Here is a 25079-nt window from a genome sequence, read left to right as displayed (position 1 = left end):
TATTTGTCAGCCGCCGATTACCTGATGCGGGAGCGGACAAGCCCCTCCCGCATTTTGCTGTGTGTCAGCTGAAGGTTCAGCGCTGATCGTCGAAAAACGCTTTCTTGCCATCCACCCGCTCGGATGCCCTGGGCACATTTACACCCTGGCCCTCCGGCTTTTCCACATACCAGTAGCAGTGGCTGACCGCTCGGGTAATACCGACGTAGGCCAGCCGTAGTATTTCGTCCTTTTGCGCATTGTCGTACGGCTCGCTGTCACCTTCCTTGCCCAAGCCCGCCATGCGGTAGACCTGGTTTTTGTAGGGCGAGCTGGTGAGATGCTGGCAGTCCCCAAGCAGAAATACTGCATCGGCCTGCAGGCCCTTGGCGCTGTGGTAAGTGAGCTGTTTCAGACGGCGCTCGTGGACCGGCAAGCTAGAATCCACATTAAAAACAGACTGAATATGCTCTTGAATCAGCAACTTATCGCTGCTTTTTCGATAAAGCATCAAGATCGTATCCCCGCGTTGGTAATGCTCCAGCAACCGCCGGCCGAGCGCCGCGTCGTCGCGCTCCTGCACGGTGACCGGCACCAATGCCTTGGGCTCGCCACTGGCCTTGGCCTTCTTGCCGGGGATGGCCGGTGCGGTGCGCACGATATGCTCGGCCGCGTCGATGATGTGTTGGTGGCTGCGGTAGTTCTCGCCCAGCATCACGCGAGTGGTGCTCGGTGCGACAAATTCCTGGTTGAATTCCATGAAGTACTTGGGCGAACTGCCGCGCCAGCCATAAATCGACTGCCAGTCATCGCCGACACACAGCAAGGATGAGCGTTGCGCCCCACGCCCGACGTGCATGGCTGGGCCGCGACTGCGGATTTCCCGCAGCGTGGCACGGATCCACGAGACGATCTGCGGCGATACATCCTGGAATTCGTCGATCATCAGGTGTGACATCGGCCGCAGCAAGGGATCACTGAGCAGCTTGAGGTTCTCCGGGGTATTTTCGCCAAACAGGGAAAACATTCGGTTGTAGGTCATGATCGGCGGTGATTGATCGAGCAGGTGGTCTTCCAGGGCCTTCCAGAAAATGCTCAAGGCCTCGAAGAACAACCGATCCGGGTCATCCTTGGCGAAGCTCATCTGGCCCACGGCCGTCGGTACGTCCAGCCCGAGGTTCTCGATAAACCCGGCCGCCATGACAAAACTGTCCAGCAGCGGCGCCGAGGCGAGTTCACCCTTGACCTTGTAATCAAAGCCAGGCCCTGCCGTGGCCTCGCCGGCCAGACTGCTTAAAAGGCGCTTGGATGACTCGTAGTTATCCAGCCATATCAATGGCTTATTGCAGAAAGCTTGAAACAGGGTGCGCTTTACCGCCCACTCTGCGCGAACCGATAATTTTGAGTTTGGGCGGCTGATCCCGGCGTTTTCCCGCGCATCGAAACCTAATACGACCCAGGCATCCAACTGCGGGATATAGCCGTGGCAATGAAACTTGGCACCGTTGATTTCAAAGGTCTGACGGCTGGGTTCGATGCCTTTGATCGGCCAGGCGCCCGCGCGGAACCACAGGTCCTCGATCACGTCGCAGAGTTCTTCATCACGTTTGGCCGCCAACTCGGTCACGGCCATGCGCTTTTGCACGTCCGGATGATCGCGTTCCAGCTCCTTGAGCTGCAGGCCCTGGCGAGCCAGCGGCGCAATCAACTCGCGAAAACGCGCATGATGCCCCTGCAAACGGTGATAACAGGTGTTCATATGCTGGCGCTGGGCATCACTGATACGTAGATCGAAGGCATTGCTATCGGCGTCTTCAAAGCCGCCACTGAGGTTTTCGAAGGCTTGCAGCCGTTCAAAACCCGGCAGGCTGCGCACCATCGGCAGGATGCGCGAGTGAAACGTACGCACCACCGCCTGGGCTTGTTTCAGGTCAAGGGGTTGGCCCCACAGGCTCAGAATCTCCATGAGCTTGTTGATGAAGTCCTTGCGCGACTCGCGGGTGAACGTCACCACGGTCATCGAACTCAACTCAAAACCCAGGTAATGGGTGAGCAACAGGATACGCAACACCAGGGAGGTCGATTTACCTGCGCCGGCGCCCGCAATCACCGAGGTCGAGGGCGTGTCGCTGAAGATCATCTTCCACTGCGCTGTGCTCGGCTGCGCGTGGGCTGGCAGCAGGCGCGCCACATCCGCCTTCATGCGCTTCTTCACATCGGCGGTGAGCGGCAATCGCCAATCGTCGAACAGGCTGTCATCCACACCGGGCGCTCGGTGCTCATCAGGGCGAAAGTCGCGAATCAACAGGACTTGCCGGCCCTCTTCAAGACCATCGGCCTTACCCTCGCGATACCCATATTCCACACCGGCTTCATGCCCATTGCGAAAACCGTCGGCCTGGCCATGCAGCCAGGAAAACCGGTGCTGCGCGCGCAAACGGGTGAGGCCATGGCCGAACAGGCGAGCGGCCAGCCGCTTCAATAACGGCATTTCAGCCAAGGGGCGCAGTTCAGGGGGCAGATCAGGCTTTTGTTGCGGCACGCGGACTCCTGCGATGAGCTTGGCTTTGACAAGGCCGCCATGGTCGCCGGAATCGACGCTCAGTTCCAGCCAATTGCTTTACGGTCATGTAGTTAGGCGATGAAGTGAAAGTTGAAGCAGATTTAAATGATCGAATTGATGGATAGGAATCAGGCATTTTTTACGCTTTTTATCGATCATGCGCTGCTGGATGATGGGCTCATTCACAGGAGACGATCATGCTTGAACTTCGACCTTTCAACACCCTCGGCGGCGCCCATCATGGCTGGCTCGACGCCCATCACCACTTTTCATTCGCCGAATACCACGACCCCGAGCGTATGCACTGGGGCAATTTGCGGGTATGGAACGACGACATCATCGCGCCTGGCAGCGGTTTCCCCCAGCACCCGCACCGCGACATGGAAATCATCACCTACGTACGCGAAGGCGCAATCAGCCATGCCGATAACCTGGGCAACAAAGGCCGCACCGAGGCGGGCGATGTACAGGTGATGAGCGCTGGTACCGGGATCGCGCACAGCGAGTACAACCTGGAAGCCACCCCGACCAAGATCTTCCAGATCTGGATCATCCCGAATGAGGCCGGCTTGCCACCGTCCTGGGGTGCCAAGCCGTTTCCGCAAGGTAATCGTGAAGGCTTTGTGACGCTGGCCAGCGGCAAGGCTGGCGACAGTGAAAGCCTGCGCATTCGTGCCGATGCACGCTTGGTGGCGGCGAACCTGAAAGCTGGGGAAAGCGCCGAATACCGGCTGGACAACGGACGCCGGGCGTACCTGGTGCCGGCAACCGGCGTAATTGAAGTCAATGGTTTGCGCGCACAGGCGCGAGACGGCGTGGCCGTTGAGGATGAGCAAGTGTTGCGGGTGACGGCGATCGAGGACAGCGAGATCGTGCTGGTCGACCTGGCCTGATCTTGCATCATGCTGCTATCTAATGTGGGAGGGAGTTTGCTCCCGATGAGGTTATGCCAGTCAACACATCTGTGACTGACCCACCGCTATCGGGGGCAAGCCCCCTCCTACACCGTTACTGGGAAATTGCGCCGTCCACCAGCACCTGCGCCTCTTCCACCAGCTGCTTGAGGTGTTCTTCGCCGATAAAGCTCTCGGCGTAGATCTTGTAGATGTCCTCGGTACCCGATGGCCGCGCAGCAAACCAGCCGTTTTCAGTCATGACCTTCAAGCCGCCAATCGCCTGGTTATTGCCCGGGGCATGGCTGAGGATCTGCTGGATGCTCTCGCCGGCCAATTGGGTGGACGTCACCTGCTCCGGCGACAGCTTGCCCAGCAGGGCTTTCTGCGCCGGGGTCGCCTTGGCATCCACGCGAATGGCAAACGGTTCGCCGAGTGCATCGGTCAGGCCGCGGTAGATCTGGCTGGGATCCTGGCCCTTGCGCGAGGTCATTTCCGCTGCGAGCAAGGCCGGGATCAGGCCGTCCTTGTCAGTGCTCCAGACCGTGCCGTCCTTGCGCAGGAACGAAGCACCGGCGCTTTCTTCACCGCCAAAACCCAACGAGCCTTCGAACAAGCCATCGGCAAACCATTTGAAGCCCACCGGCACTTCATACAGACGCCGGCCAATACGTGCAGCCACGCGATCGATCAGGCCACTGCTGACCACGGTTTTTCCCACCGCCGCATCGGCTCGCCAATCAGGACGGTTCTGGAACAGGTAATCGATGGACACCGCCAGGTAGTTGTTCGGCGCCAACAGGCCGCCGGAGGGCGTGACGATACCGTGACGGTCATGATCCGGGTCACAGGCAAACGCCACGTCAAAACGTTCCTTGAGACCAATGAGGCTCTGCATGGCGTAGCTGGAGGATGGGTCCATGCGGATCTGTCCATCCCAGTCCACGCTCATGAAGCGGAAGGTGGAATCCACTTCGGTGTTCACCACCTCCAGGTTCAGGCGGTAGTGCTCGGCAATTGCCGACCAGTAGCGCACCCCCGCCCCGCCCAATGGATCAACGCCCAGGCGCAGATCAGCGCTACGGATCGCGTCCATATCGATCACATTGATCAGGTCGGCCACATAGCTGTTGAGGTAGTCATGGCGATGAGTGGTCTCCGCCTTGAGCGCCTGGGCATGGGTGATGCGCTTGACCCCAGCAAGCTTGTGGGCTAGCAGTTCATTGGCTTTGGCTTCGATCCACTTGGTGACGTGGGTATCGGCCGGGCCGCCATTGGGCGGGTTGTACTTGTAGCCGCCACTCTGCGGCGGATTGTGCGACGGGGTGATCACAATGCCGTCCGCCAGGCCGCTGGCGCGGCCGCGGTTGTAGCAAATGATGGCGTGGGAAATCGCCGGGGTCGGTGTGTACTCATCGCCCTCAGCCAGCATGACGTGCACGCCATTGGCAGCCAGCACTTCCAGGGCACTGGCACCGGCCGGCGTGGACAATGCATGGGTATCCAGGCCAACGAACAGCGGCCCTGTGATGCCTTGGGCTTCACGGTACAGGCAGATCGCCTGGCTGATCGCCAGCACATGCCATTCATTGAAGCTCAGCTCGAACGAACTGCCTCGGTGCCCGGAGGTACCAAAGGCTACACGCTGGGTAGAGATTGCTGCATCAGGCTGGCCGGTGTAATAGGCCGTGACCAGTCGCGGGATATCCACCAGCAACTGAGCCGGCGCCGGTTTGCCCGCAAAAGGACTGATAGTCATGCATAAACCTCGGAAAATAAGGATTCGGAAAAAATGACAGTTTACTCAGAGTTGGACTACTGAGCGATGTTATCGATCCCGCAATTCGGAGAGAAGTTTCACACATTAATCGGTCTGTGCCTGGAGCAGCGCCTGAGCCAGCGCATTCAGGACAATATCCAGATTGGGGTGGCCGCTGAACGTATGACTCAAGCGCATATGCTGGTGATGCAAGCCTATGAGGCTGAACAACTCCCCCGGCGCAATCACGACCTGCTGGGCGAGCATGCGCTGGAACACCAGACGCATATCCACCGGCACCACCGACTGCAACCAGAAACTTGCCCCGGCGATAGGCATTCGATAACTCACACGCCCTTGCATATGCACATCCAACCGATGGCTCATGGCTTGCGCCTGTTCCTGAAGGCGCTGGCATAACGTCTGCAAGTGCTGATCCAACCGCCCGCTCTCATATAGCCGAGCAATGGCGCGTTGCCGAATGGAGGAAAGTCGAAATGAGCGCAGCAAAAACTGGCGCTGCAACTCACTGCCCATTTGCTGCGTCAGTAGGTACCCAAACGGCGCTTCTGGCCCCAACACCTTTTCGAACGAAGAAAACACAATCAGCCGCTGCGGGTTGACCAGGTTGCGCAAAGCCGTCTGCGACGACGCGAAGCTCAGCTCACCAAACGTGTCGTTCTCCAGCAACCAACAGGCGTGCCGCTCCAGCAAATGCGCTACTTGCAGCCGTTCAGGTAGCGTCAGCGCGTTACCCGAGGGCATGCTGACCACGGAGGACAGCAGCACAAGGTGCACCGGTTCGTGCTTGAGCAGGTGCTCGAACGTGGCCAAGTCGAAGCTGCCATCGGCGTGCCAGGGCAGTTCGATAACCCGCACGCCAGCGCTTTGTAACAGGCGCAAGACCAGGTAATCGCAGGGCGATTCAGCCAGCACCACCGTACCCTCGAGGCCAAGCGTGTCGATCAGGATTTGCAGTACGCCCTGAAGATCGGCGCCGATATACACCTCGTCGGCCTGCCAGCAATGGCTAGGCGACGAGGTATAACGGGCCGCCAATGCCGCCCGTAATTCCCATACGCCAGAAGGTTGCGACGGTTGCAGGTGGTGTGGATACCTGCGCACCAGCTGGCGCTCCAGCGCAAGCAAAGCGCCATCCAGTGACCCCAACAACGCCGGCTCATCACCACTGAGCACCACCATGGTCGGGCGTCGCGCCGCCGCATACAGCCGCTCAAGCAGGTCGGCGCCCGCCATGACCGGCGGGTTTGTCGCCACAGGCCAGGCGAAATAGCCAGACTTGGCCACCGAGTAGACCCGCCCTTCCTTTTCCAGCAAAGAGTAAGCGTACTGAATCGTCGAGATCGACACGTTCATGCGTGTCGACAACTGACGCAACGACGGCAACTTGACCGGCGTTTCCAGGCTGACTTCGTTGATCAGGTTGATCATGTAGCGGTACACCGCCTGATAGGCAAAGTCTGCCTGCCGCTCTCCCCTCAGGTTCATCGCCGCTCACCGGCATCTATACGCCAATGCACGGTGCTAGCGCCCCGACACTTGGGCGATCCGGGCCTCGGGCCGGCTAAACAGTTGTTTGTGGATGCGAGAGCCGTGCGCAGCCGGCAATGTTCGCTTGCGATACAAATGCTGCAATAAGGCCAGCGGCAAACCACTGGTGTCTACCAGCCACTGATGCAACATGTCCGCAGCAGGCTTGCCCTGCAGCGCCTTGTGCAGTTCGGGCAGTGCCACCAACATGCCGGGATGGCATTGACGCAAGAAGCCCTCCAGCCGTTCGCCATGCTGAACGAAAGGCGCGAACAGCAGGCAAGTCAACTGACTTTCATCCAGACCAAAAAACGCCTGGGCGTAGGTGGTCGACAATACCCGCCCATCCGGGCTGGACGCCTCGGTGATCAACTCAATGGGGACGCGTCTGCGCAGCATGTAGTCTGCCGCGTGACGAACAAAACCTTCGACACCGTGCTCATAGGAGAGCTCACGCAGGCATTGGGCCTGCAAGCCGTACATATGTGCCATGAGCAATGGGTTTGGATAGGCTGGGTGGCTGAACTGGAACTCGAACGGGTCGCGCTTGTGAGCCAGAAACTCCGTAAGCAGCGGCGCGCGCGCGACGTCGACATCGTCGAGCAGGTCGGCAATACCGATGTAGGCCAAATGCCGGTGCCCGCCCCGGCCTGGGTTCTCGGTGCCCGCGTAGTGCTCGCCATAGAGGTCGCGGTAGCAGCCGACGCTCCATTCTTCCATGCGTGCAAACAACCCGTTGAGCGATGTCGGCTTGCCGGACGCGAACGCGAGACCGGTTGCCAGGGCATTTTTCTTCAGCCACGCGATGTGTTGGCTTTGCTTGCGCACCGAATCGCCGCTGACCACTGCGTGCACACCGCCGTTCCAGGTAGCAACCCGCTGATAGAAATCGCCAAGGGCCAGATACGTGTCGTTGCGCAGGATGGCGCGAATGTCCCCGGACGTCAGGTGCCCTATCATCAGCATATTGCGCTGGCTGACTTCACGCCCGGCACTGGACGCCGGGCGCTGATGATTAAAGGGCAGTACTTCATGGTTTTCGACCATCAGCAGTTCAACCCGAGAATCATCATGGAAGAACAACGCGCCATAGCCCTGATGCAGTGAATCAAGCGTTGCCTGAGTCATACCCGGATGCCGCAACGTTGCCACGCGCAGATGAAAAGTCTTGGGTGCACGCCCGGCGATGCTCAGTTGCGCCGCACGCAACAGCGCCAGGGTGTAACTGCTGACCTCACCCCCGCCGTGAGCAATCAGCACTTTGTAGTTGCCTACTTGTTCCATGCCACCGGCCGCTACCACAATTCGCTGGATCAACAGTTGCAGTGCGGTACGTTCGTCACGGGTAAAGTGCCCGACCAACCGTTGCAGAACTTGCTGGTAAACATAGTTCATGGCTTGCTCATGAATAGCGCTCATCGTTCTACTACCTGAATTGAAATATTAGCTTCAAGCAATTATCAATTGTCATTGCTCGACCCATTACATCTATAAGTTTGTCGTCAGTTGCATCGTGCGAGGTTGATTCAACATTAGCACCCTGCAACAAAATCGCAGGACCGCTCACCGGAGCAGTCAATGGCGCCACCGATGCTGAGTCGTGGGCGTGCACGGCTTCCAGCGCGGCTGGCCGCATGTCTTAGGAATATTCCGACAACGCCCTACACCACTTTAACTAAGCAACTAAGGAAACGTCCGACGCATATTAGTTACCCGCTCATTGTTGGCTCAGGTAAAGCGACTGCGTATTTGTTTTGCACTTTCGAGAAGGCGACCCGTGCATCGCTAGTTTCAGAGGTGCGAGACGTTAATGTCAGGTATTCAATCATTGCTCAATCCTTGAGATGACAGCGAAGACACAATTATCGGCACTCAAATAATGATTAACAGATACAGAACAACGCCTGAAAGCAGTTCAGATGGGCAGGCGACCGAACTTTTTTGGCGCGCACGCAACAGCGCCGCGCTGGAATTCAGGGCGGCGTAAGGAAAAAAGGTATTGTTTGCAGGGCGCAACACCCTCGCGGCGGCTCAACCCCGATGCGGGTTAAGCCCTGTCAAATGGCGCATTTGCCTCATAGGCTCAGACGCCAACGTATTCATTTACGAATACTCCTACAGCTCAAACAGCTTCAACCTGCAACGCCACACGCTCGCGACACGGGCATTCGTCCATGTATCGATGTGCTTCGACGAACTTACCGAACGGAAACACCGTGGTTTTCAGTGGGACCAGCACCCGGTCGGCCGTCAGTTGGTTGATCTCACGCAAGGCGCGCTGCACTGCCACCTGGTCCTGGATGATGCCCAGTTCCGGCTTGCCGGTGAAGTTGCCGATACAGTGCACGAAGAACTGAATGTTCTTCTGGAACGCCGCACAGGCCGGGAACGGCGTCTGGTTGCCGCCTTGCAGGCCATACAGCACCAGGCTGCCACGCGGTGCCAGCACATCACCGAGCAGCGACATCTGCGGGCCACCCAGGCCATCGAATACCACGTCCACGCCACGGTTATCGGTGAACTTGTTGATCTGCATGAGCAGGTCTTGTTCTTCGGTGACGATGACTTTTTCTGCCCCAAGGGACAGCAGGTATTCGCGCTCGGCACTGTCTTTGGTAGCGGCGATCACCCGCACACCCAAGGCCTTGCCCAGTTGTACAAACGATGGGCCGGAACAATGGCTGGCATCGGTCACCAAGGCAAACTGCCCCGGTTTGACCCGCGCCAGATCCATGTAGGCAAAGTAGGCAATCAGCAACGGCGTGTAGTGCACGCTGGCTTCAATCGGGCTCAAGACATCCGGGTAACGGGTCAGCGCCGAACGGGGCAGGACGATCTGCTCGCCGTACACCGGGTAATCATTGGGGCTCTCGGCCGGAAAACTGGCCACCTTGTCGCCCACTGCCAAGTCATCCACGCCATCGCCGAGGGCGACAACAACACCGGCCATTTCATGACCAAGGCCCGAAGGCAAGCGCGCATGGGAAGACGCCAGGTTCTGGCGCCACAGAATGTCGTACCAACTGATGCCAATTGCCTCGACACGCACCTGCACTTCGCCCGGTGCGGGCTGCGCGGCTGCATGCTCTTCGCATTTGAGCACCTCGGCCGGACCAAACTTGTGAAAACGGATCGTGCGGGACATCGCAAACCTCGTCAAAGTAACCTCTAATGCCATGAACTTTATCTGGGCTTTCCAGGTAAGACCACCGGTCGCCATTAATAGTCGACATGCCTGTCATTGATTCCGCGAAGGAGGAGCAGACCTCAACTATCGTAGGAAAAATCAATTAGCCGGTGCAGAGTACCAGCCTTTCCCCGTAAGATTCATGCCGGTCATGCTTCTGAATAGGACCTTATGGGTTCCTGTGTGACCGCTCACATCAAGTTTGCAGACTCTTCCAGGACACAAGATGAACCGTAACGACCTGCGTCGTGTCGACCTTAACCTCTTGATCGTATTCGAAACCTTGATGCATGAGCGCAGTGTGACCCGCGCGGCCGAGAAATTGTTCCTCGGCCAGCCGGCCATCAGCGCGGCCTTGTCGCGCCTGCGTGGGCTGTTCGATGACCCGCTGTTCGTGCGCACCGGGCGCAGCATGGAACCCTCGGCCCGCGCCGTAGAAATCTTCGCCCTGCTCTCCCCGGCCCTGGACTCGATTTCCACCGCCGTCAGCCGCGCCGCCGAATTCGATCCCGCCACCAGCACCGCCGTGTTCCGCATCGGCCTGTCCGATGACGTGGAATTTGCCCTGCTTCCGCAATTGCTCAAACGCCTGCGTTCCGAAGCCCCCGGCATTGTGCTGGTGGTACGCCGCGTCAATTACATCCTGATGCCCAGTCTGCTCGCCTCCGGTGAAATCTCCATCGGCGTCAGTTACACCGCCGACCTGCCGGCCAATGCCAAGCGCAAGGTACTGCGGCGCAGCCTGCCAAAACTGCTGCGCGCCGACAGCGTGCCCGGCTCGCTGAGCCTGGACGACTTCTGCTCACGCCCCCATGCATTGGTGTCATTCGCCGGCGACCTGAGCGGGTTTATTGATGAAGAGCTGGAGAAACTCGACCGCAAACGCCACGTAGTACTGGCCGTGCCACAGTTCAACGGGCTTGGCACCTTGCTGGCGGGTACCGACATTCTGGCCACCGTGCCGGATTATGCGGCTGAAGCGTTGACCGCGGCGGGAGGGTTGCGCGCCGAAGACCCGCCGCTGCCCGTGCGCTCGTTTGAGCTGCATATGGCATGGCGGGGGTCGCAGGATAATGATCCGGGGGAGCGGTGGTTGCGGTCGCGGATTCAGATGTTTTTCGGGGATCCGGATAGCCTCTAGCAAGCGTCGGCTTGATATGCACTCGCTGTGCAACGAAAAGACAGCGACCCAGCGCCACGCTTGAATCCAGACCTGTGCAGGCCTACCCTGCACGCGTCGAACAATCACCCAACACGTCAAGGAAGACTTCAAATGTGGGATGGCAGCGTTACCTTTGGCGACTCGTGGGCCGGCTACATTGGCCGTGCGGATCAAAACACTGCTCACTCCCATGTCGCCATCCAACTGTGCATCGGCGTAGGTCACCCCGCCACCCTTGAGTTGCCCGGAAGGGTGCTCCGTGCGGCAGGTGTGATCATCGGTCCCAACGTCGAACACCGTGCCGTGGCGGAGAGTCATCCGGTAGCGTTTTTATATGTCAGCCCGGACACGGCGTTGGGCCGTGCACTCAATGCGTTGCTCCAGGACGATGGCATCGCCCTGGCCAGTGATGAACTGCTGACGTGCTTTCGCCGTAGTACATCCCTGTCGCACTTTGTCGATGCCCTCTCGCGTTTGCTGGCAATTACCCCGCCGATCGACCATAGGCTCCACAAAGCCCTGAATATTTTGCGCCTGGACCGCGACGGCCCAGGTTGCGTCAGTCGCGCTGCCCAGGCGGTGGGGTTGTCCAGCCCCCGGTTGCGCTGCGTCGCCACCCACCAGATGGGTGTTTCCCTCTCCCAGTGGATCATCTGGAACAAATTGGAACGGGCCTCCAAATCCCTGGCCGGCGGTTCGACGTTATCGGACGCGGCCGCCGACGGCGGTTTCTCCGACCAGGCGCATCTGGCTCGCATGATGCGCCGCATGATTGGCATGACGCCGCGCACCGCCGCTGAGGTTTTGCGTAAGACAAGCGTTTCGTTCAAGACGCACTGATATCAAAACGCCAATATCGATCGCATCTTATTCGCGACAACGTTAAGCGCTGATCACCTCCTCCCAGAGCACCTCAGCGCCACCGAAAGTGAATAGAAGAGTGTTCGCCCGGGGCATCTGTGCCTGCAATTCGGCGAGACGCACCATGAATTCTTTCGATGAATCCGCAGGATGCGCCCTACATGTCAGCACAGCAAAAACTAACCGTCCTTCTCACTGGAGGCTCAGGGGTGCTCGGTGAGTCACTGATCGACTGCCTGGCAGAGGACTTTCACCTGGTCTGCCTGGCGCGCAAAAGCCGTATCCGCGATCCCCGAGTGGAAGTGCTCAAGGGTGATATTTGCAGCGCTGACCTGGGCTTGGCCTGCGACGTTTATGCGGCGCTGGTTGAGCGTGTCGACTGGGTGATCCACGCCGCGGCAGTGACGCGCCTGGACGGCGATATCGATCAGATCTTTTCGGTGAACTACCTCGGCACCGAAAACGTCGTGGCCTTCGTGCAGCAAGCCAAGGTGCCGCTGTATCACATCAGCACCGCCTTTACCCACCCTTGCGACTATTACGAAGGCGTGCAAGCGGAAACGCCATACGAAGTCGCCAAGCGCCAGGCCGAAACCCTGGTGCGCTCGGCTGGCATCGATGTGTCGATCTTTCGTCCGTCCATCATTATCGGTGACGCCAGCACCGGGCATATGCCCAACTTTCAGGGTTTCCATATGACCATGGGGCTGATGATGTCTGGCGTACTGCCCATCGTACCCTGCCCGCCTGCTGGCTATGTCGACCTGATCGCCCGTGACGTCGCGGCCCGAGCGATTGCCAACGCGCTGCACCAGCGTTTGATCGGCGACGACTACTTTCTCACCAGCGGCCCACAGGCTCTGGATCTGACGGGGCTGCTGGACCTGATGTGCCAATCCATGGAAGCCCAGATGCAACCCTTCACACGGCCACGCTGCATGGCGCCGGATATTTACGAACGATTGATTCGCCCGGTATTTCTGCCGGCGCTGAGCGGCAATATCCAGGCTGCCCTGACCCGTGCCACGCAGTTGTGCCGCTATGCCTGCCTGCGCACGCCACTGCCCACCTCATTGCCGCAGTTACTCGGCGAGCCGGCGTTCAGCCAGCGTGATGTTGGCCGCGAGTTGCTGCTGTCGCTCAACCACCTGGCGCCCAAGCTGGGGGCTCTGACGCGCATGCTCAAGCAGCCGGTGACACCGACCACAGAAGTGAGCGTGGCATGAACCCGATAGTCATCGAACCCACCCTCGACGCCGCACAGGTCGACCAATACCTGCGTCAACACGTCAACTCGGGCTACGCACGCCTCGCTTCGCTGATGAACCTGCCGATCGAGCAATCCAGCCGTGGCGTCTACATCTACGACGAGCAAGGTCGTCAATACCTGGATGCAGGCGGCTATGGCGTGTTTTTCCTCGGTCATGGCCACCCGGTTGTCGTGGAAGCGGTTACCCGTCAACTGCAGCAAAACGCTTTGGCCAGCAAGTTGTTGCTCAACCCGCAACAGGCCTTTGCCGCACGCGCCCTGGCGGCGCAGTGCCCGGGCGACCTGGACTATGTGTTCTTTTGCAATTCAGGCGCCGAGGCCACCGAAGCCGGCTTGAAGCTCGCGCGCCTCAACGGTTGCCGTCGTACGCTGTCGACCTTCGGGGGGTTCCACGGCAAGACCCTCGGCGCCCTCGCCGTCACCGGCCGCGAGAGCTACCGAGAACCCTTCAATGGGTTGCTCAGCGACAGCGAGTTCGTGCCGTTTGGCGACAGCGTCGCACTTGAGCAGCAACTACGCGCATCGCCGGACAAGGCCTGCGTGATCCTCGAACCGATCCAGGCCGAAGCGGGAGTCATTCTGCCGCCATCGGGTTACCTCAGGCGTGTGCGCGAGCTGTGCAATCAGTATGGCGCCGTGCTGATTATCGACGAGATCCAATCTGGCCTGGGCCGCACCGGCTATTGGTGGGGCTGTGACCAGGAACAGGTGGTGCCCGACATCATGCTGGTAGGTAAAAGCCTGTCCGGCGGTTGCGTACCGGTGAGCGCCATGGTCGCCAGCGCCACGATCTATGCGCCGTTCAATCGCAACCCTACGGTCCACACCTCGACCTTCGGCGCCAACCCGCTGGCCATGGCGGCCGTGCAGGCCACGCTGCAAGTGATGGTGCAAGAAGACCTGGTCGCGCGTGCCCGGTTACTGGGCCAGGACCTGCACGCCCGCTTCAGCGCGCTGTTGCAACAAAGAGGTTGGGCCGAACGTGTGCAACTGCGCAGTGCGGGTTTGCTGTTGGGCTTTGAGTTCGCCGAGGCCTCAATCGCCGCCAATATGGTCATGGCCCTGATCGAGCAGCGCATCATTGTGTGCCACTCGCTCAATGATCACCGGGTGATAAGGCTCACGCCGTCGCCATTGCTGACGGCCCAGGATTGCAACTGGTTGATCGAAGGCTTCACCCAGGCACTGACCACTTCGATGCCATCCCTTTAAATGGAGTTTTCCCCCATGCAAGAAGTCAACGTGCAGGCCCATATTCCCCATGCCTGCGCTGATGAAGTATTTGCGGTGATCAGCGATTTCAGCAATTACGTCGAGCTCTGCGAGTCGGTGCGCGATATCAGCATCAACAAGGTCAGCGACCAGGTGTCGTTTACGTCCTGGGAGGTCAACTTCCACAGCGGCATTCTCAAGTGGCAGGAGCGTGACACCTTCAATGCCGACACCCGGGAAATTCATTTCGAGCAGATGGCCGGCGACGTCGATCACTTCTCCGGCACCTGGCACGTCTTGCCGGACGGCAAGGACGCGATCATCTCCTTCAAATCGCGCTTCGACCTGGGCCTGCCGATGCTCGCGGACATGCTCGACCCTGTGGCCAAACAAGCCATCCGGGACAACATTCACTCGATCATCACCGGCCTGTTTCCGGCGAGCTACTTGAAGGCCTGAACCATGTCACTGTCGTTACTGAATCGCTCACGCGATCTGCTTCAACGCTACGCCCCTGGTTTTGACGAGCGTCTGGCGGCCATTCCTCCGGCCCAGCGTGAGGCGCCACAGAGCGAGGTCATCGCCCTGTTCAAGCAACATGGCCCGGTGGGTTTGCTGGTCAACCGCGAAGCCGGCGGGCTGGGCGCGAATATCCTCGACGCGGTGCATGTGCAGATCGCCCTGGGGGCCCGCTCGCCCTCGCTGGCAGTGGCCAGCACCATGCACCAGTTTTCCGTGGCGAGCTTATTGGCACTCACGCAGAACGGTGGCGGCGCCGAAGGCCTGTTGCTGGCTGCCGTCGCACAAAAACGCTTGTTGCTGTCTTCGGGGTTTGCCGAGGGCACCAGCGGAGCGGGCATTCTCGACTCGGCCATGCAAGCGGTGCACACCCCAGAGGGGGTGTTACTCAGCGGCAGCAAGAAGCCCTGCTGCCTCGGACAGTCGATGGACTTGCTCACCGCCAGCTATATCCGCCAAACCCCTGGCGGCGAAGAGCTGATGGTCGCATTGATTCCGGCCACTGCGCCGGGCATCAGCCGTAATCCCTTCTGGCAGAACAGCGCCTTGGCCGGCGCTGAAAGCATCGAAGTGCGCCTCAACGAAGTGCTGGTGCCCGAGCGCATGGTGTTTTCCGCCGGTTACACCCACCAGCTGGGCGACGTGCAAACCGTGGGTTTTATCTGGTTCGAACTGTTGATTTGCGCATCCTATGTGGGTGCCTGCGCCGGCCTGATCGAGTCGGTCACAGACGCCGCCCGCTGGACCGCGCATCACCGCGTGGACCTGGCAGCCGACCTGCAATTGGCGATCAGCGCGCTGGAAGGCGCGGCCCTGGATATCGAGCGCAACCCACAGGACTTGCCTAACGTGCTGGCCCGTCTGCTGCTGGTGCGTTACGGCATCGAGCAACGCCTTGCCCAGCTCTCCGACCAGGCTCACGCCATGTTGGGCGGGATGGCGTTCATCACCAGCAACCTGAGCTCCAACGGGTTGATGGCCTGCCGCGGTCTGCAATTTCATCCACCGGCCAGGATCTCGATGGCGACCAACCTTGACACCTACTTGTCCGCATCAACCTTCAGCATGACCGGAGCGCACTCATGAATCTGCTCGGAAAAACCATTGTTATCACCGGCACCGCGCGCGGCCTGGGTTTCGCAGCGGCCTGCAAACTCAAGCAACTGGGCGCCACCGTGATTGGCCTTGACATCCTCGCACCGCAAGACAGCAGTCTGCTGGACGCGTTTTATCAAGTCGACCTGTGCGACCGCCACGCCGTGGCCAACGTGATCAGCGCCATCAGCACCGATTTCGGCGACATCGACATTCTGGTCAATAACGCCGGCACCCTGACGCTGGAACGCGGCGAAACCGGCGTCACCGATGAGGTGACCCGCGCGGTGGATGTCAACCTGTTCGCGCCTTGGCAACTGACTTCGGGGTTCCTGCCGGGGTTGCTGCGAAAGCGCGGCAAAGTGGTCAACGTGTCCTCACTGTTCGCGCTGGTGAATGCACCCTACGTGGCCGCCTATGCTGCGAGCAAACGTGCGCTGAGCGCTTATTCGGATGTGCTGCGTATGCAGTATCGCGGGGAACTTGACGTGGTCACGGTGTACCCGGGGTTCATCGACACGGCGATCCACTTGCCCGCGCAGCGTGTGGGCCTGTCGGTCAAACGCCTGGTGACCTTCAAATGGGGTGACAAGACCCTGCTGTCCCTCGAAGAAAAGCTGGATGCCGCCGCGAACGGCCTGGTACGTGCCTGCCAGAAAAATGGCCTGCGCAACCGGGGGCTGACGTTCATGGGCACGCTGGCCATGTATACCGCACGCAGCGTGCCGAGCGTGGTGGATGGCTTTATCGCCATGCGCCTGCGCACGCTCACGCGCGGCGGCCACCTGGTGCTCAACCCTGAACTGATCGAGTAAGCCGTCGCCAATGGCCAGCCACCTGCACCCCAAGCCCCAGGTCCGTCTCGACCGTGCCTTGTTCAAGGCCCGGCCGAGGGAGTCCTTGCTGATCATCGCCTACGCCTTGAGCCTGTACCTGTTGCCACTGGCACTGTTTGTGTGGGTGACGACCACAGCTTCCACCCTGTGGACGCTGGTGTGTTTGCCGTTGGTGGTATTGGCGGGATACGGGTTATTTCTGCAAGCGATCCTTGGGCATGAAGGTTTCCACTTCAACCTGAGTGCGAACCCCATGCGCAGTTGCTACCTGGGCATTGCCACCAGTTCGCTGCTGCCGGGGTTCTGTGTGACCGGTTACTTTGTAGACCATTGGCAACACCACCGTTACAGCAACAGCACGAAGGACCCGGACTACCGGCTCTTTTCGCGTTACCACACACTGGTAAGCCGCATCACCCTGTCGCGCTTGATCGCCACCCTGCGTTATCTGCAGACCACCTGGCGCCTGGCGTTCGGGCCATTGGGCAATCCCTCGGCGCTGCCGTTGAGTTCAGCCCAGGTGCAATGGCTGGCGCGCTGCAATATCGCCTGTCAGGTTGTATGGCTCAGCCTTTATGGGCTGGCCATGTGGCTCATCGACGGGTTGCTGCTGGGGTTTTCCTTGAGCCTGGCGGTGGCGTTCATGCTGTCGGCGGTCAATGCCTATCAAGAACATGCTTTCGACGCAGGCCCGCACTTGCCGCCAGCGCGTTCACGCACTTCGCGCCTCAACACCTGGCTGCACGCGGGTTCGAACTTTCACCTGGAACATCATTTTTACCCCGCGGTGCCTTGCTGGCGACTGCCCAAGGTACACCGTCAACTGCTGGACGCGGGGTGGTACGAAAACCGGCAATACCTGCTGGAAAAGCACTTCGTGCGGTCTTTCCGGTATGCCACCGGGCGCCACCCCTACCGTACAAACACGGTAAACGACACACACCCTTAATTTCCGCTGGATTTTCTGCCTGACCCTTCAGGCCGCAGGAGCACGCATGCCTTTTGATATCGATAGCCACATTGAAACCGAGCGCGAGCAGCTGTTCAGTCACCCCTTGTTCGCCAGTATCCGCACCGTAGAAGACGTGCGCACCCTGATGGAATTTCACGTGTTCGCCGTCTGGGACTTCATGACCTTGCTCAAGCGTATCCAGCGCGACCTCACCTGCGTGGAGTTGCCCTGGGTACCGCCGGTACACATCACCGCCGCCCGCCTGATCAACGAAATCGTGGTCGGTGAAGAGACCGACGAGCATCCCGAGGGCGGTTTTATCAGCCACCTGGACCTGTACCTCGCGGCCATGGATGAAATCGGCGCCGACAGCAGCGTATTCCGCCGCTTCCTGGCCGCTATCCAGGCCAAGGTTCCGCTGGCCAAGGCGCTCAACCACGGAGAGATTCCAACGGCGGCCAAAGTGTTCATGTGCCAGACCCTCGATATTGCGCAACACGGCAGCACCGAAGCGGTCCTGGCGTACTTCTTCTTCGGGCGTGAAGACATTATCCCCGACATGTTTGGTCGCCTGCTGTCGCAATGGTCGGTCAGTGAAAGCGAGGTACCGATGCTCACGTATTACTTGAAGCGCCACATCGAGATGGATGGTGACGATCACGGCCCGGCGGCCAAACGCATCATCGCCGAAATCGTCACCAGCCCCGCGCAACACCTGCACATGGTCGAGAGTGCGAAAACCGCAATCAACTCACGGATTGACCTGTGGAATGGCGTGCATCAGTTCCTGCTGGACAAGGCTCAGCCGACGGTGAGCCGTCCTGCGCGGGAGGTCCACACCGTTTCTGAGCCTGCTTGACCTCAACGTGCATCGACAGGGAGTACCACATGACCAAAGGCAAGTTGATAAAACTGACGCTGTGCGGCGTCGTGGTCGGCGGGTTGCTGATACTGGGCTGGCAGCGCTGGCAGTATTCCAGCACCTACGTGAGTACCGACAACGCCGAACTCGACGGGGTGATCATCCCGGTACGGGCCAAGCTCTCGGGCGTGGTGATCAGTGTGCCGGTGGTGGACAACGTCACGGTACAAAGCGGCGACCTGCTGTTTCAGATCCGCGACAGTGAATACCGCTACCAGCTGCAGCAGCGCGAAGCACAGTGGCAAGCGCTGCTCGCCGCCGCCGGGCGCGCAGGCGTGCCGGGGGCGCTGGACAGCCAGGTGCTCGGTGCAGTGGCCATGCGCGAGGCCGCGCAAGCGGCCCTGGCTCAAGCGAGCGCCAACCTTGAGCAAGCGCGTAACGACTACCAGCGTGCCCGTCGCCTCGGCGCTCAAGGCGTGCTGAGCACCCAGGACCAGGAAGTGGCCAAGGCGCGTTTCGATGCCCTCAGCCATGCCCAGGGGGTAGCGCGCAGCAACGCCCAGGCCGCGGCCCAAAGCACCTTGGCCAACAAGGCCGAACTCAAGGTGCAGGACTATCGGATCGCGGCCGCGCAAGCTGAGCTGGAACAATCCAGGATCCAGCTCAACGACACCCGCCAGACCGCGCCGTTGCGCAGCATTGTCTCGAAAAAAGAAGTGGAGCCTGGCCAGTTTGTGGTCGCCGGCCAAAAGCTCATGAGCCTGATCGCCACCGAACCGCTGTGGATTACCGCCAACTTCAAGGAGACCCAGGTGGGCCGCGTGCGCGTCGGCCAGAACGCCCGAGTTACCGTGGACGCCTTCCCCGGGCACGCCTTCGACGGCGTCGTCGAAAGCCTGGCACCGGCCACCGGGGCGAAATTCTCATTGCTGCCCCAGGAGAATGCCACGGGCAACTTCACCAAAGTGGTGCAGCGCGTGCAGGTGCGCATCGCGCTCAACGCTGTGCCGGATGACTACAAGTCGCTGTTGAGCCCGGGCATGAGCGCGTTCGTCGAAGTGGCCGCACCTGACGACGCCGGCCAGACGCTATGAGGTCGCCCTACCTGATTGCGTTTACCGTCACGCTGGTCTCGATGATGGAGCTGCTCGATGTCACCATCGTCAACGTCGCGATTCCCAGTCTGATGGGCACCTACGGGGCGTCGGTGGATGAAATCTCCTGGGTCTCCACCGGTTATGTGGTGGCCAACGTGGTGATTCTTCCGGTCAGTGGCTGGCTATCGGCGTGGTTCGGCCGGCGTACTTATTACCTGGTCTCTACTGCGCTGTTCGTACTGGCATCGTTGGGTTGCGCGATGTCTGCCGAACTCTGGCAACTGGTCGCGTTTCGGGTGCTGCAAGGCCTGGCGGGCGGCGGGTTGCTGGGCATTTCCCAGGCCATCATCTACGACGTGTTCCCCAAGGAAAAAGTCAGCAGCGGCATGGCGTTGTACGGCGTGGGGGTGATGATGGGGCCAACCCTCGGCCCGACCGTCGGCGGCTACCTGATCGACACCTTGTCGTGGCACTGGATCTTCTTGATCAACTTGCCGATCGGTGCCGTGGCCTTGTTGCTGTGCTGGCTGTGTATCAACGACTCGCCCAACGAACAAAAACCTTCCAGCGTCGACTACAGCGGCTTCTGCTTGCTGGCTCTGGGCGTCGGCAGCCTGCAGATCCTGCTGGAGCGCGGCGAACACTGGGACTGGATGGCGTCCAACTGGACCGTAGCCTGCCTGTTGCTCAGCAGCTTCAGCCTGGTGGGCTTCTTCTGGTGGGAGCGGCGTGTGGCCAACCCAATCGTCAACGTCGCACTGTTCCAGAATCGCGAGTTCCTGATGGGATGCATCTGTGCATTTTGTGTGGGCTTCGGGCTGTACAGCACGTTGTTCATGGTGCCGCTGTTCTTGCAGACCTTACTGGCGCAGAGCGCTTACCAGAGCGGGCTGGTGATTTTCCCCGGGGCAGTGGCCAGCGCCATCAGCACCTTGGTGATCGGCAAGCTGTCCCAGGAAAACAAGATCGACGAGCGCGTGTTCGTCACGCTGGGCATCGTCATGTACTGCTATGCCATGTTCCTGCACACCCAGTTCACCCTCGACAGTAACCCGGACACGCTGTACTGGCCCTTGGTGATCCGCGGCCTGGGCCTGGGCATGATCTTTGTGCCGCTGACCAACCTGGCGATGCGCCGCCTGCCGCTGACATTGATCTCCGGTGCTTCGGGCGTGCTCAACCTGATGCGCCAGTTGGGGGGCAGCGTGGGTATCGCCATCGCAGCCACCCTGCTCACACGGTTCTCGTGGGAACGCTACCGCCTGCTTTCCGAACATGTCACCGAATCGAGTCTGGTTGCCAGCGGCTGGGGAGGTGTGGAAACCGACCCGCTGTTTCTTTCCCTGGGCCTGGCGAGCCATCAACAAGCCCTGGCCCTGATGCCTTACCTGCAAGCGCGCGAACAAGGGCAAATGCTGGCGTTCAGCATGCTGTTCGGCACCTTGGGAGCGGTAATGGCCATTGGTATTCCCATGGTGCTGATGATGCGCAGAAGCCACATCAGTCGATAAATCTTTCAGTGGAGCACACCCCTTGCGTATTCCAGGTTTGCATCTCAACACCACCCCGCTGCTCATGCCTCTGTATTGGCTGGCACTCGCCTGCGCGCCCACCCAGGTATCGGCAAATGACTTGTACCACCTGTACCAGAAGGCACTGACCCACGACATGCAGTTCGCCGCCGCACAGGCCCAGCAATTGGCCACGGCAGAAAAGGAACCGCAAAGCCGTGCCAACCTGCTGCCAGACCTGTCTGTCACCGGCGGCGCGGCCTGGGTCGATGCCGAGGACTCTTCCGATTATCATCGCAATCGCAATAACACCAACGCCTACGCGGTGGTCCTCACACAGCCGCTGCTGCGTTGGCAGAATGTGATCGCCCACGACCAAAGCAAACTGTTGATCAGTGCCAGTGAACTGCACACTGAACAGGCGCGCCAAGCGCTGATGCTGCGCGTTGCCCGCGCTTATTTCGACGTGCTGCTCAATCAGGAACTGTTGAGCACCCGCACACAACAGCTACAAACCCTGCGCCAGAGCCAGACGCGCAGCCAGCGACTGCTGGCCGACGGGGCTACCACCGCTAACGCGCTCGCGCAGGTTCAGGCCAAATACGACCAGGCATTCGCCGAACAGATTGCCGCCCGTGGTGCATTGGACATCGCCAACGAAACACTCACCCAATTGACTGCCGCACAGGTGGGGCCGTGGTCAGGCAAAGAGCCGCAGTTCAGTGCCCCGGTGCCCGCTGCCATCGATGATTGGGCCACGACCGCGCAACAGGGCAACCTTGCCGTACAGGCGGCGCAGATTGCCCAGCGCCTGGCCGAAATGGACATCGACAAGGAACGGGCCGGCCATTTGCCCACCCTCGATCTGATCGCCGCCCATGGCCGCTTCGCCTCTGTCGGCGGTGATGTATACGATGTGACGTTACCGGAAAATCGCTATAACCAGACCGTGGTCGGGGTCAAACTGAGCGTTCCGCTCTACAGCGGTGGCCGCACCAGCAGTCGCGTGCGCGAAGCCCATGCACTGCAAAGCAAGGCAGCGGACGAAGTCGAAGACGCACGCCGCAACGCCGGGATGAAGGCCCGTCAGGCCTACCTGCAAGTCACCAACGGCATGAGCCAATATCAGGCACTCAAGCAGGCCTTGAACTCCAGCCAGATCAACCTCGCCGCCGTGACCCACGGCTTCGAAGCCGGTTCCCGCATCAACACCGACGTACTGGATGCGCAACAGAAAGTCACCGATACCCAACAACGCCTAGCCCAACAACGCTATGCGATCCTGATGGCCCAGTTGCACCTGTTGGCGTCCACCGGCAACCTGAGCGACGCGCGCCTGCGTGAGGTCAGCCGTACACTGAACTGACGCACGGATGAAAGCGCTGACATTCGCTCAACGTAGGGCCTGAGTTGGATTAAGCTGGGGGCATCTCAAAAATGGAACACTGCCCATGTTCGACCTGAACGAACTCTTCCTTTACGCCAAGGTGGTCGAGCACGGCGGCTTTGCGGCGGCGGGTCGAGCGTTGAACCTGCCCAAGTCGACCCTGAGTCGCAGGGTCGGTCAGCTTGAGGCAAGGCTTGGAGCGCGGCTGATACAGCGTTCGACGCGCCAGTTCCAGGTTACCGATATCGGCCAGGCTTATTATCGACATTGTGTGGCGATGATTGCCGAGGCCGAGTCGGCAGAAGATGTGGTGGCCTTCAACAAATCAGAACCTCGCGGCTTGATTCGCCTGAGTTGCACCACCGCGCTGCTCAACTATTGGGTGGCGCCGATGCTGGCTCAATTCATGGCGCAATGCGGCAACGTCGAACTGAATGTGAAGAGCTTCAACCGTAAGGTCGATGTGATTGCCGAGGGTTATGACCTTGCCTTGAGCCTGTGTTTCCCACCCCTGGAAAGCAGTGAACTGGTGATGAAACTGCTCGGTAAAAGTACGCAGGTGCTGGTGGCGAGTGCGGCTTTTTTGCAGGACTATGCCCTGCCCTCGCAACCCGCCGACCTTGCCGGGCTGCCCACCGTGCACTGGGGCAACCTGATGATTCAGTACGTGTGGGAGCTGACCGGCCAGGATGGCGCGACGACGCAGATCCAGCACACGCCGCGCCTGGTCAGCGATGATGTGCCGACTTTGAAAAACGCGACACTGGCGGGAGTAGGCATCGCCAACCTGCCATGGGTGGTGGTCAAGGAGGATGTCGCCGAGGGGCGTCTGGTTGTCTTGCTGCCTGAGTGGCAGCCCGTGCAAGGCGTTATCACGGCGGTATTTCCATCCCGGCGCGGGCTGATGCCGTCGGTGCGCGCCTTGATCGATTTTCTGGGTGAAGCATTCGATGCACCTTAGGCAACAGTCTTTTGTCATCAAGGCTATTGATAGCTCCCTAACGAAACCCCCATGCTAGAGGGCTGACTCCCCTCTTATATCATTCCGAATGATAGTTACCTTTGCTTCATTCGATTCGTGACATAGCACCCCGCCGCGCATGATCCGCCCATCTCAAATACATTGGCGGATGCACCTCATGGAACAGTCACTCAAACTTTTGCGCTTCCCCCTGGCGATTCTGGCCGTGGTGGTGATGAGCGCGTGCGGCAAGTCTCCCGAACAAGCGGCCGCCATGCCCCCAGCCAAGGTCAGCGTGGCCAAGGTACTGGAACAGCCGGTCAACGAGTGGGACGAATTTACCGGACGGCTGGAAGCCCCGGAAACCGTGCAAATTCGTCCTCGGGTGTCCGGCCAGATTGACCAAGTCGCTTTTACTGAAGGCGCTTTGGTCAAGAAAGGCGACCTGCTGTTCCAGATCGACCCGCGCCCGTTCCAGGCCGAAGTGCGCCGCCTGGAAGCCCAGTTGGCTCAGACCAAAGCCGCCGCCACCCGCAGCGAAAACGAAGCGCAACGCGGCGAACGCCTGCGCCAGAGCAATGCGATCTCCGCTGAACTGGCCGACTCGCGCACCACCGCCGCCCAGGAGGCCCGCGCCGCCATGGCCGGGATCCAGGCGCAGTTGGACCTGGCCCGCCTGAACTTGAGCTTTACCCGTGTCACTTCACCGATCAGCGGCCGCGTCAGCCGTGCCGAAATCACCGCCGGCAACCTGGTGACCGCCGACACCACTGCGCTGACCAGTGTGGTGTCCACCGACAAGGTCTACGCCTACTTCGACGCCGACGAGCGTGTGTTCCTCAAGTACACCGAACTGGCCCGTGAAGGCCGTCGCGGCGCAACCACCCCGGTGTATCTGGGCCTGTCCAACGAAACCGGCAACCCGCACCTGGGCCAGATGAACTTCGTCGACAACCAGGTCAACCCGTCCACCGGCACCATCCGTGGCCGTGCGGTGTTTGACAACAGCAAGGGCGAATACACCCCTGGCCTGTATGCGCGCTTGAAGCTGGTCGGCAGCGGCACCTACTCCGCCGTGCTGATCAACGACGAAGCCGTCGGTACCGACCTGGGCAAGAAGTTTGTGCTGGTGATGGACGGCGACAAGCCGGCTTACCGCGCGGTGGAATTGGGGCCCAAGATCGAAGGCTTGCGCATCGTACGCAGCGGCCTGACCAAGGACGACACCGTGATCGTCAAGGGCCTGCAGCGTGTGCGCCCCGGCTCACCGGTCGCGCCGGAAACCATTCCGATGGCCAGCAAGGAAACCCTCGCCGCCTTGGCCCAACAACGACAAGCGCTTGAAGCCAGCAACCTGGAGCAAGTGGCGCCGGAAACGACCGCGCCCAAGCTCGCCAGCACTGCGACTCCACGCGGTTAAGG

Annotated in this window: 20 protein-coding genes; 15 read left to right on the top strand and 5 right to left on the bottom strand. The window is 60.1% G+C overall.

Features of this window, described 5'->3' with window-relative positions; translation table 11 throughout:
• Window positions 1-76: 76 nt before the first annotated feature.
• On the bottom strand, window positions 77-2521 hold the full coding sequence (locus E4O98_RS17325; protein WP_248135774.1) for a UvrD-helicase domain-containing protein: 2445 nt from the start codon (window positions 2519-2521) through the stop codon (window positions 77-79).
• A 218-nt stretch (window positions 2522-2739) separates the two neighbouring features.
• Here E4O98_RS17325 and E4O98_RS17320 point away from each other — a divergent pair, with 218 nt between their 5' ends.
• The gene (locus E4O98_RS17320; protein WP_032875247.1) at window positions 2740-3435 is read left to right on the top strand and encodes a pirin family protein; all 696 of its coding nucleotides are present in this window, start codon (window positions 2740-2742) and stop codon (window positions 3433-3435) included.
• Between the two features lie 115 nt (window positions 3436-3550).
• Here E4O98_RS17320 and pgm read toward each other — a convergent pair whose 3' ends face one another.
• The 4 genes from pgm to E4O98_RS17300 all read right to left on the bottom strand — a co-directional run bounded on the left by pgm (window position 3551) and on the right by E4O98_RS17300 (window position 9890).
• A complete protein-coding gene (gene pgm, locus E4O98_RS17315; RefSeq protein ID WP_248135773.1) occupies window positions 3551-5194 on the bottom strand; it encodes a phosphoglucomutase (alpha-D-glucose-1,6-bisphosphate-dependent) in 1644 nt (547 codons plus the stop codon).
• Window positions 5195-5299: 105 nt separating this feature from the next.
• A complete protein-coding gene (locus tag E4O98_RS17310; RefSeq protein ID WP_248135772.1) occupies window positions 5300-6703 on the bottom strand; it encodes a PLP-dependent aminotransferase family protein in 1404 nt (467 codons plus the stop codon).
• Window positions 6704-6739: 36 nt separating this feature from the next.
• On the bottom strand, window positions 6740-8164 hold the full coding sequence (locus tag E4O98_RS17305) for a hypothetical protein (RefSeq protein WP_248135771.1): 1425 nt from the start codon (window positions 8162-8164) through the stop codon (window positions 6740-6742).
• Between the two features lie 703 nt (window positions 8165-8867).
• Window positions 8868-9890 (bottom strand): zinc-dependent alcohol dehydrogenase family protein, encoded by a 1023-nt coding sequence (locus tag E4O98_RS17300; protein WP_005788465.1) that lies wholly within the window; start codon window positions 9888-9890, stop codon window positions 8868-8870.
• Window positions 9891-10158: 268 nt separating this feature from the next.
• Here E4O98_RS17300 and E4O98_RS17295 point away from each other — a divergent pair, with 268 nt between their 5' ends.
• The 14 genes from E4O98_RS17295 to mexE all read left to right on the top strand — a co-directional run bounded on the left by E4O98_RS17295 (window position 10159) and on the right by mexE (window position 25077).
• Window positions 10159-11073: a LysR family transcriptional regulator gene (locus E4O98_RS17295; protein ID WP_078821402.1), complete on the top strand. Its 915-nt coding sequence runs from the start codon at window positions 10159-10161 to the stop codon at window positions 11071-11073.
• A gap of 132 nt (window positions 11074-11205) precedes the next feature.
• Window positions 11206-11934 carry an AraC family transcriptional regulator gene (locus tag E4O98_RS17290; RefSeq protein ID WP_032875173.1) on the top strand — a complete coding sequence of 243 codons (729 nt, stop codon included), beginning with the start codon at window positions 11206-11208 and terminating at the stop codon, window positions 11932-11934.
• Between the two features lie 182 nt (window positions 11935-12116).
• Window positions 12117-13181: an SDR family oxidoreductase gene (locus E4O98_RS17285; RefSeq protein WP_348984634.1), complete on the top strand. Its 1065-nt coding sequence runs from the start codon at window positions 12117-12119 to the stop codon at window positions 13179-13181.
• On the top strand, window positions 13178-14437 hold the full coding sequence (locus E4O98_RS17280; RefSeq protein ID WP_248135769.1) for an aminotransferase class III-fold pyridoxal phosphate-dependent enzyme: 1260 nt from the start codon (window positions 13178-13180) through the stop codon (window positions 14435-14437). Before E4O98_RS17285 ends, E4O98_RS17280 begins: the two co-directional genes overlap by 4 nt.
• A 15-nt stretch (window positions 14438-14452) precedes the next feature.
• Window positions 14453-14896 carry an SRPBCC family protein gene (locus E4O98_RS17275; RefSeq protein WP_032875168.1) on the top strand — a complete coding sequence of 148 codons (444 nt, stop codon included), beginning with the start codon at window positions 14453-14455 and terminating at the stop codon, window positions 14894-14896.
• Window positions 14897-14899: 3 nt separating this feature from the next.
• Window positions 14900-16042 (top strand): acyl-CoA dehydrogenase family protein, encoded by a 1143-nt coding sequence (locus tag E4O98_RS17270; protein ID WP_032875165.1) that lies wholly within the window; start codon window positions 14900-14902, stop codon window positions 16040-16042.
• Complete coding sequence (locus tag E4O98_RS17265; RefSeq protein ID WP_032875162.1) at window positions 16039-16866, top strand: SDR family NAD(P)-dependent oxidoreductase; 828 nt, start codon at window positions 16039-16041, stop codon at window positions 16864-16866. The genes E4O98_RS17270 and E4O98_RS17265 overlap by 4 nt, the downstream gene beginning before the upstream one ends.
• 10 nt (window positions 16867-16876) lie before the next feature.
• Window positions 16877-17836, top strand: coding sequence for a fatty acid desaturase (locus tag E4O98_RS17260; protein WP_032875159.1), 960 nt, complete (start codon window positions 16877-16879; stop codon window positions 17834-17836).
• Between the two features lie 46 nt (window positions 17837-17882).
• Window positions 17883-18698 (top strand): DUF3050 domain-containing protein, encoded by an 816-nt coding sequence (locus E4O98_RS17255; RefSeq protein WP_032875157.1) that lies wholly within the window; start codon window positions 17883-17885, stop codon window positions 18696-18698.
• 29 nt (window positions 18699-18727) lie between these two features.
• Entirely contained in the window at window positions 18728-19795 is a 1068-nt protein-coding gene (locus E4O98_RS17250; RefSeq protein ID WP_032875154.1) for an HlyD family secretion protein, read from the top strand.
• Window positions 19792-21309, top strand: a complete 1518-nt coding sequence (locus tag E4O98_RS17245; RefSeq protein ID WP_148853193.1) for a DHA2 family efflux MFS transporter permease subunit — start codon at window positions 19792-19794, stop codon at window positions 21307-21309. Before E4O98_RS17250 ends, E4O98_RS17245 begins: the two co-directional genes overlap by 4 nt.
• 22 nt (window positions 21310-21331) lie before the next feature.
• A complete protein-coding gene (locus E4O98_RS17240) occupies window positions 21332-22675 on the top strand; it encodes a TolC family outer membrane protein (RefSeq protein ID WP_248135768.1) in 1344 nt (447 codons plus the stop codon).
• A gap of 85 nt (window positions 22676-22760) precedes the next feature.
• Window positions 22761-23657 carry a LysR substrate-binding domain-containing protein gene (locus tag E4O98_RS17235; protein WP_032875145.1) on the top strand — a complete coding sequence of 299 codons (897 nt, stop codon included), beginning with the start codon at window positions 22761-22763 and terminating at the stop codon, window positions 23655-23657.
• Between the two features lie 178 nt (window positions 23658-23835).
• Window positions 23836-25077 (top strand): multidrug efflux RND transporter periplasmic adaptor subunit MexE, encoded by a 1242-nt coding sequence (gene mexE, locus E4O98_RS17230; protein ID WP_078821430.1) that lies wholly within the window; start codon window positions 23836-23838, stop codon window positions 25075-25077.
• Window positions 25078-25079 lie beyond the last annotated feature (2 nt).

This window comes from Pseudomonas sp. W2Jun17, assembly GCF_023127795.1.
In the GTDB taxonomy this organism is placed as follows: Bacteria; Pseudomonadota; Gammaproteobacteria; order Pseudomonadales; family Pseudomonadaceae; genus Aquipseudomonas; species Aquipseudomonas synxantha_A.
The sequence above is the reverse complement of the archived record's forward strand: the minus strand, read 5'-3'. Positions and strand labels throughout refer to the sequence as shown.

What these genes read in the sequence shown, in the direction of transcription:
- E4O98_RS17285 (WP_348984634.1), top strand. Translation starts at nt 12,117, where the DNA reads ATGTCAGCACAGCAAAAACTAACCGTCCTTCTCACTGGAGGCTCAGGG.
- E4O98_RS17300 (WP_005788465.1), bottom strand. Translation starts at nt 9,890, where the DNA reads ATGTCCCGCACGATCCGTTTTCACAAGTTTGGTCCGGCCGAGGTGCTC.
- E4O98_RS17260 (WP_032875159.1), top strand. Translation starts at nt 16,877, where the DNA reads ATGGCCAGCCACCTGCACCCCAAGCCCCAGGTCCGTCTCGACCGTGCC.
- E4O98_RS17275 (WP_032875168.1), top strand. Translation starts at nt 14,453, where the DNA reads ATGCAAGAAGTCAACGTGCAGGCCCATATTCCCCATGCCTGCGCTGAT.
- mexE (WP_078821430.1), top strand. Translation starts at nt 23,836, where the DNA reads ATGGAACAGTCACTCAAACTTTTGCGCTTCCCCCTGGCGATTCTGGCC.
- E4O98_RS17245 (WP_148853193.1), top strand. Translation starts at nt 19,792, where the DNA reads ATGAGGTCGCCCTACCTGATTGCGTTTACCGTCACGCTGGTCTCGATG.
- E4O98_RS17305 (WP_248135771.1), bottom strand. Translation starts at nt 8,164, where the DNA reads ATGAGCGCTATTCATGAGCAAGCCATGAACTATGTTTACCAGCAAGTT.
- E4O98_RS17320 (WP_032875247.1), top strand. Translation starts at nt 2,740, where the DNA reads ATGCTTGAACTTCGACCTTTCAACACCCTCGGCGGCGCCCATCATGGC.
- E4O98_RS17295 (WP_078821402.1), top strand. Translation starts at nt 10,159, where the DNA reads ATGAACCGTAACGACCTGCGTCGTGTCGACCTTAACCTCTTGATCGTA.
- E4O98_RS17280 (WP_248135769.1), top strand. Translation starts at nt 13,178, where the DNA reads ATGAACCCGATAGTCATCGAACCCACCCTCGACGCCGCACAGGTCGAC.
- pgm (WP_248135773.1), bottom strand. Translation starts at nt 5,194, where the DNA reads ATGACTATCAGTCCTTTTGCGGGCAAACCGGCGCCGGCTCAGTTGCTG.
- E4O98_RS17265 (WP_032875162.1), top strand. Translation starts at nt 16,039, where the DNA reads ATGAATCTGCTCGGAAAAACCATTGTTATCACCGGCACCGCGCGCGGC.
- E4O98_RS17270 (WP_032875165.1), top strand. Translation starts at nt 14,900, where the DNA reads ATGTCACTGTCGTTACTGAATCGCTCACGCGATCTGCTTCAACGCTAC.
- E4O98_RS17255 (WP_032875157.1), top strand. Translation starts at nt 17,883, where the DNA reads ATGCCTTTTGATATCGATAGCCACATTGAAACCGAGCGCGAGCAGCTG.
- E4O98_RS17290 (WP_032875173.1), top strand. Translation starts at nt 11,206, where the DNA reads ATGTGGGATGGCAGCGTTACCTTTGGCGACTCGTGGGCCGGCTACATT.
- E4O98_RS17235 (WP_032875145.1), top strand. Translation starts at nt 22,761, where the DNA reads ATGTTCGACCTGAACGAACTCTTCCTTTACGCCAAGGTGGTCGAGCAC.
- E4O98_RS17310 (WP_248135772.1), bottom strand. Translation starts at nt 6,703, where the DNA reads ATGAACCTGAGGGGAGAGCGGCAGGCAGACTTTGCCTATCAGGCGGTG.
- E4O98_RS17250 (WP_032875154.1), top strand. Translation starts at nt 18,728, where the DNA reads ATGACCAAAGGCAAGTTGATAAAACTGACGCTGTGCGGCGTCGTGGTC.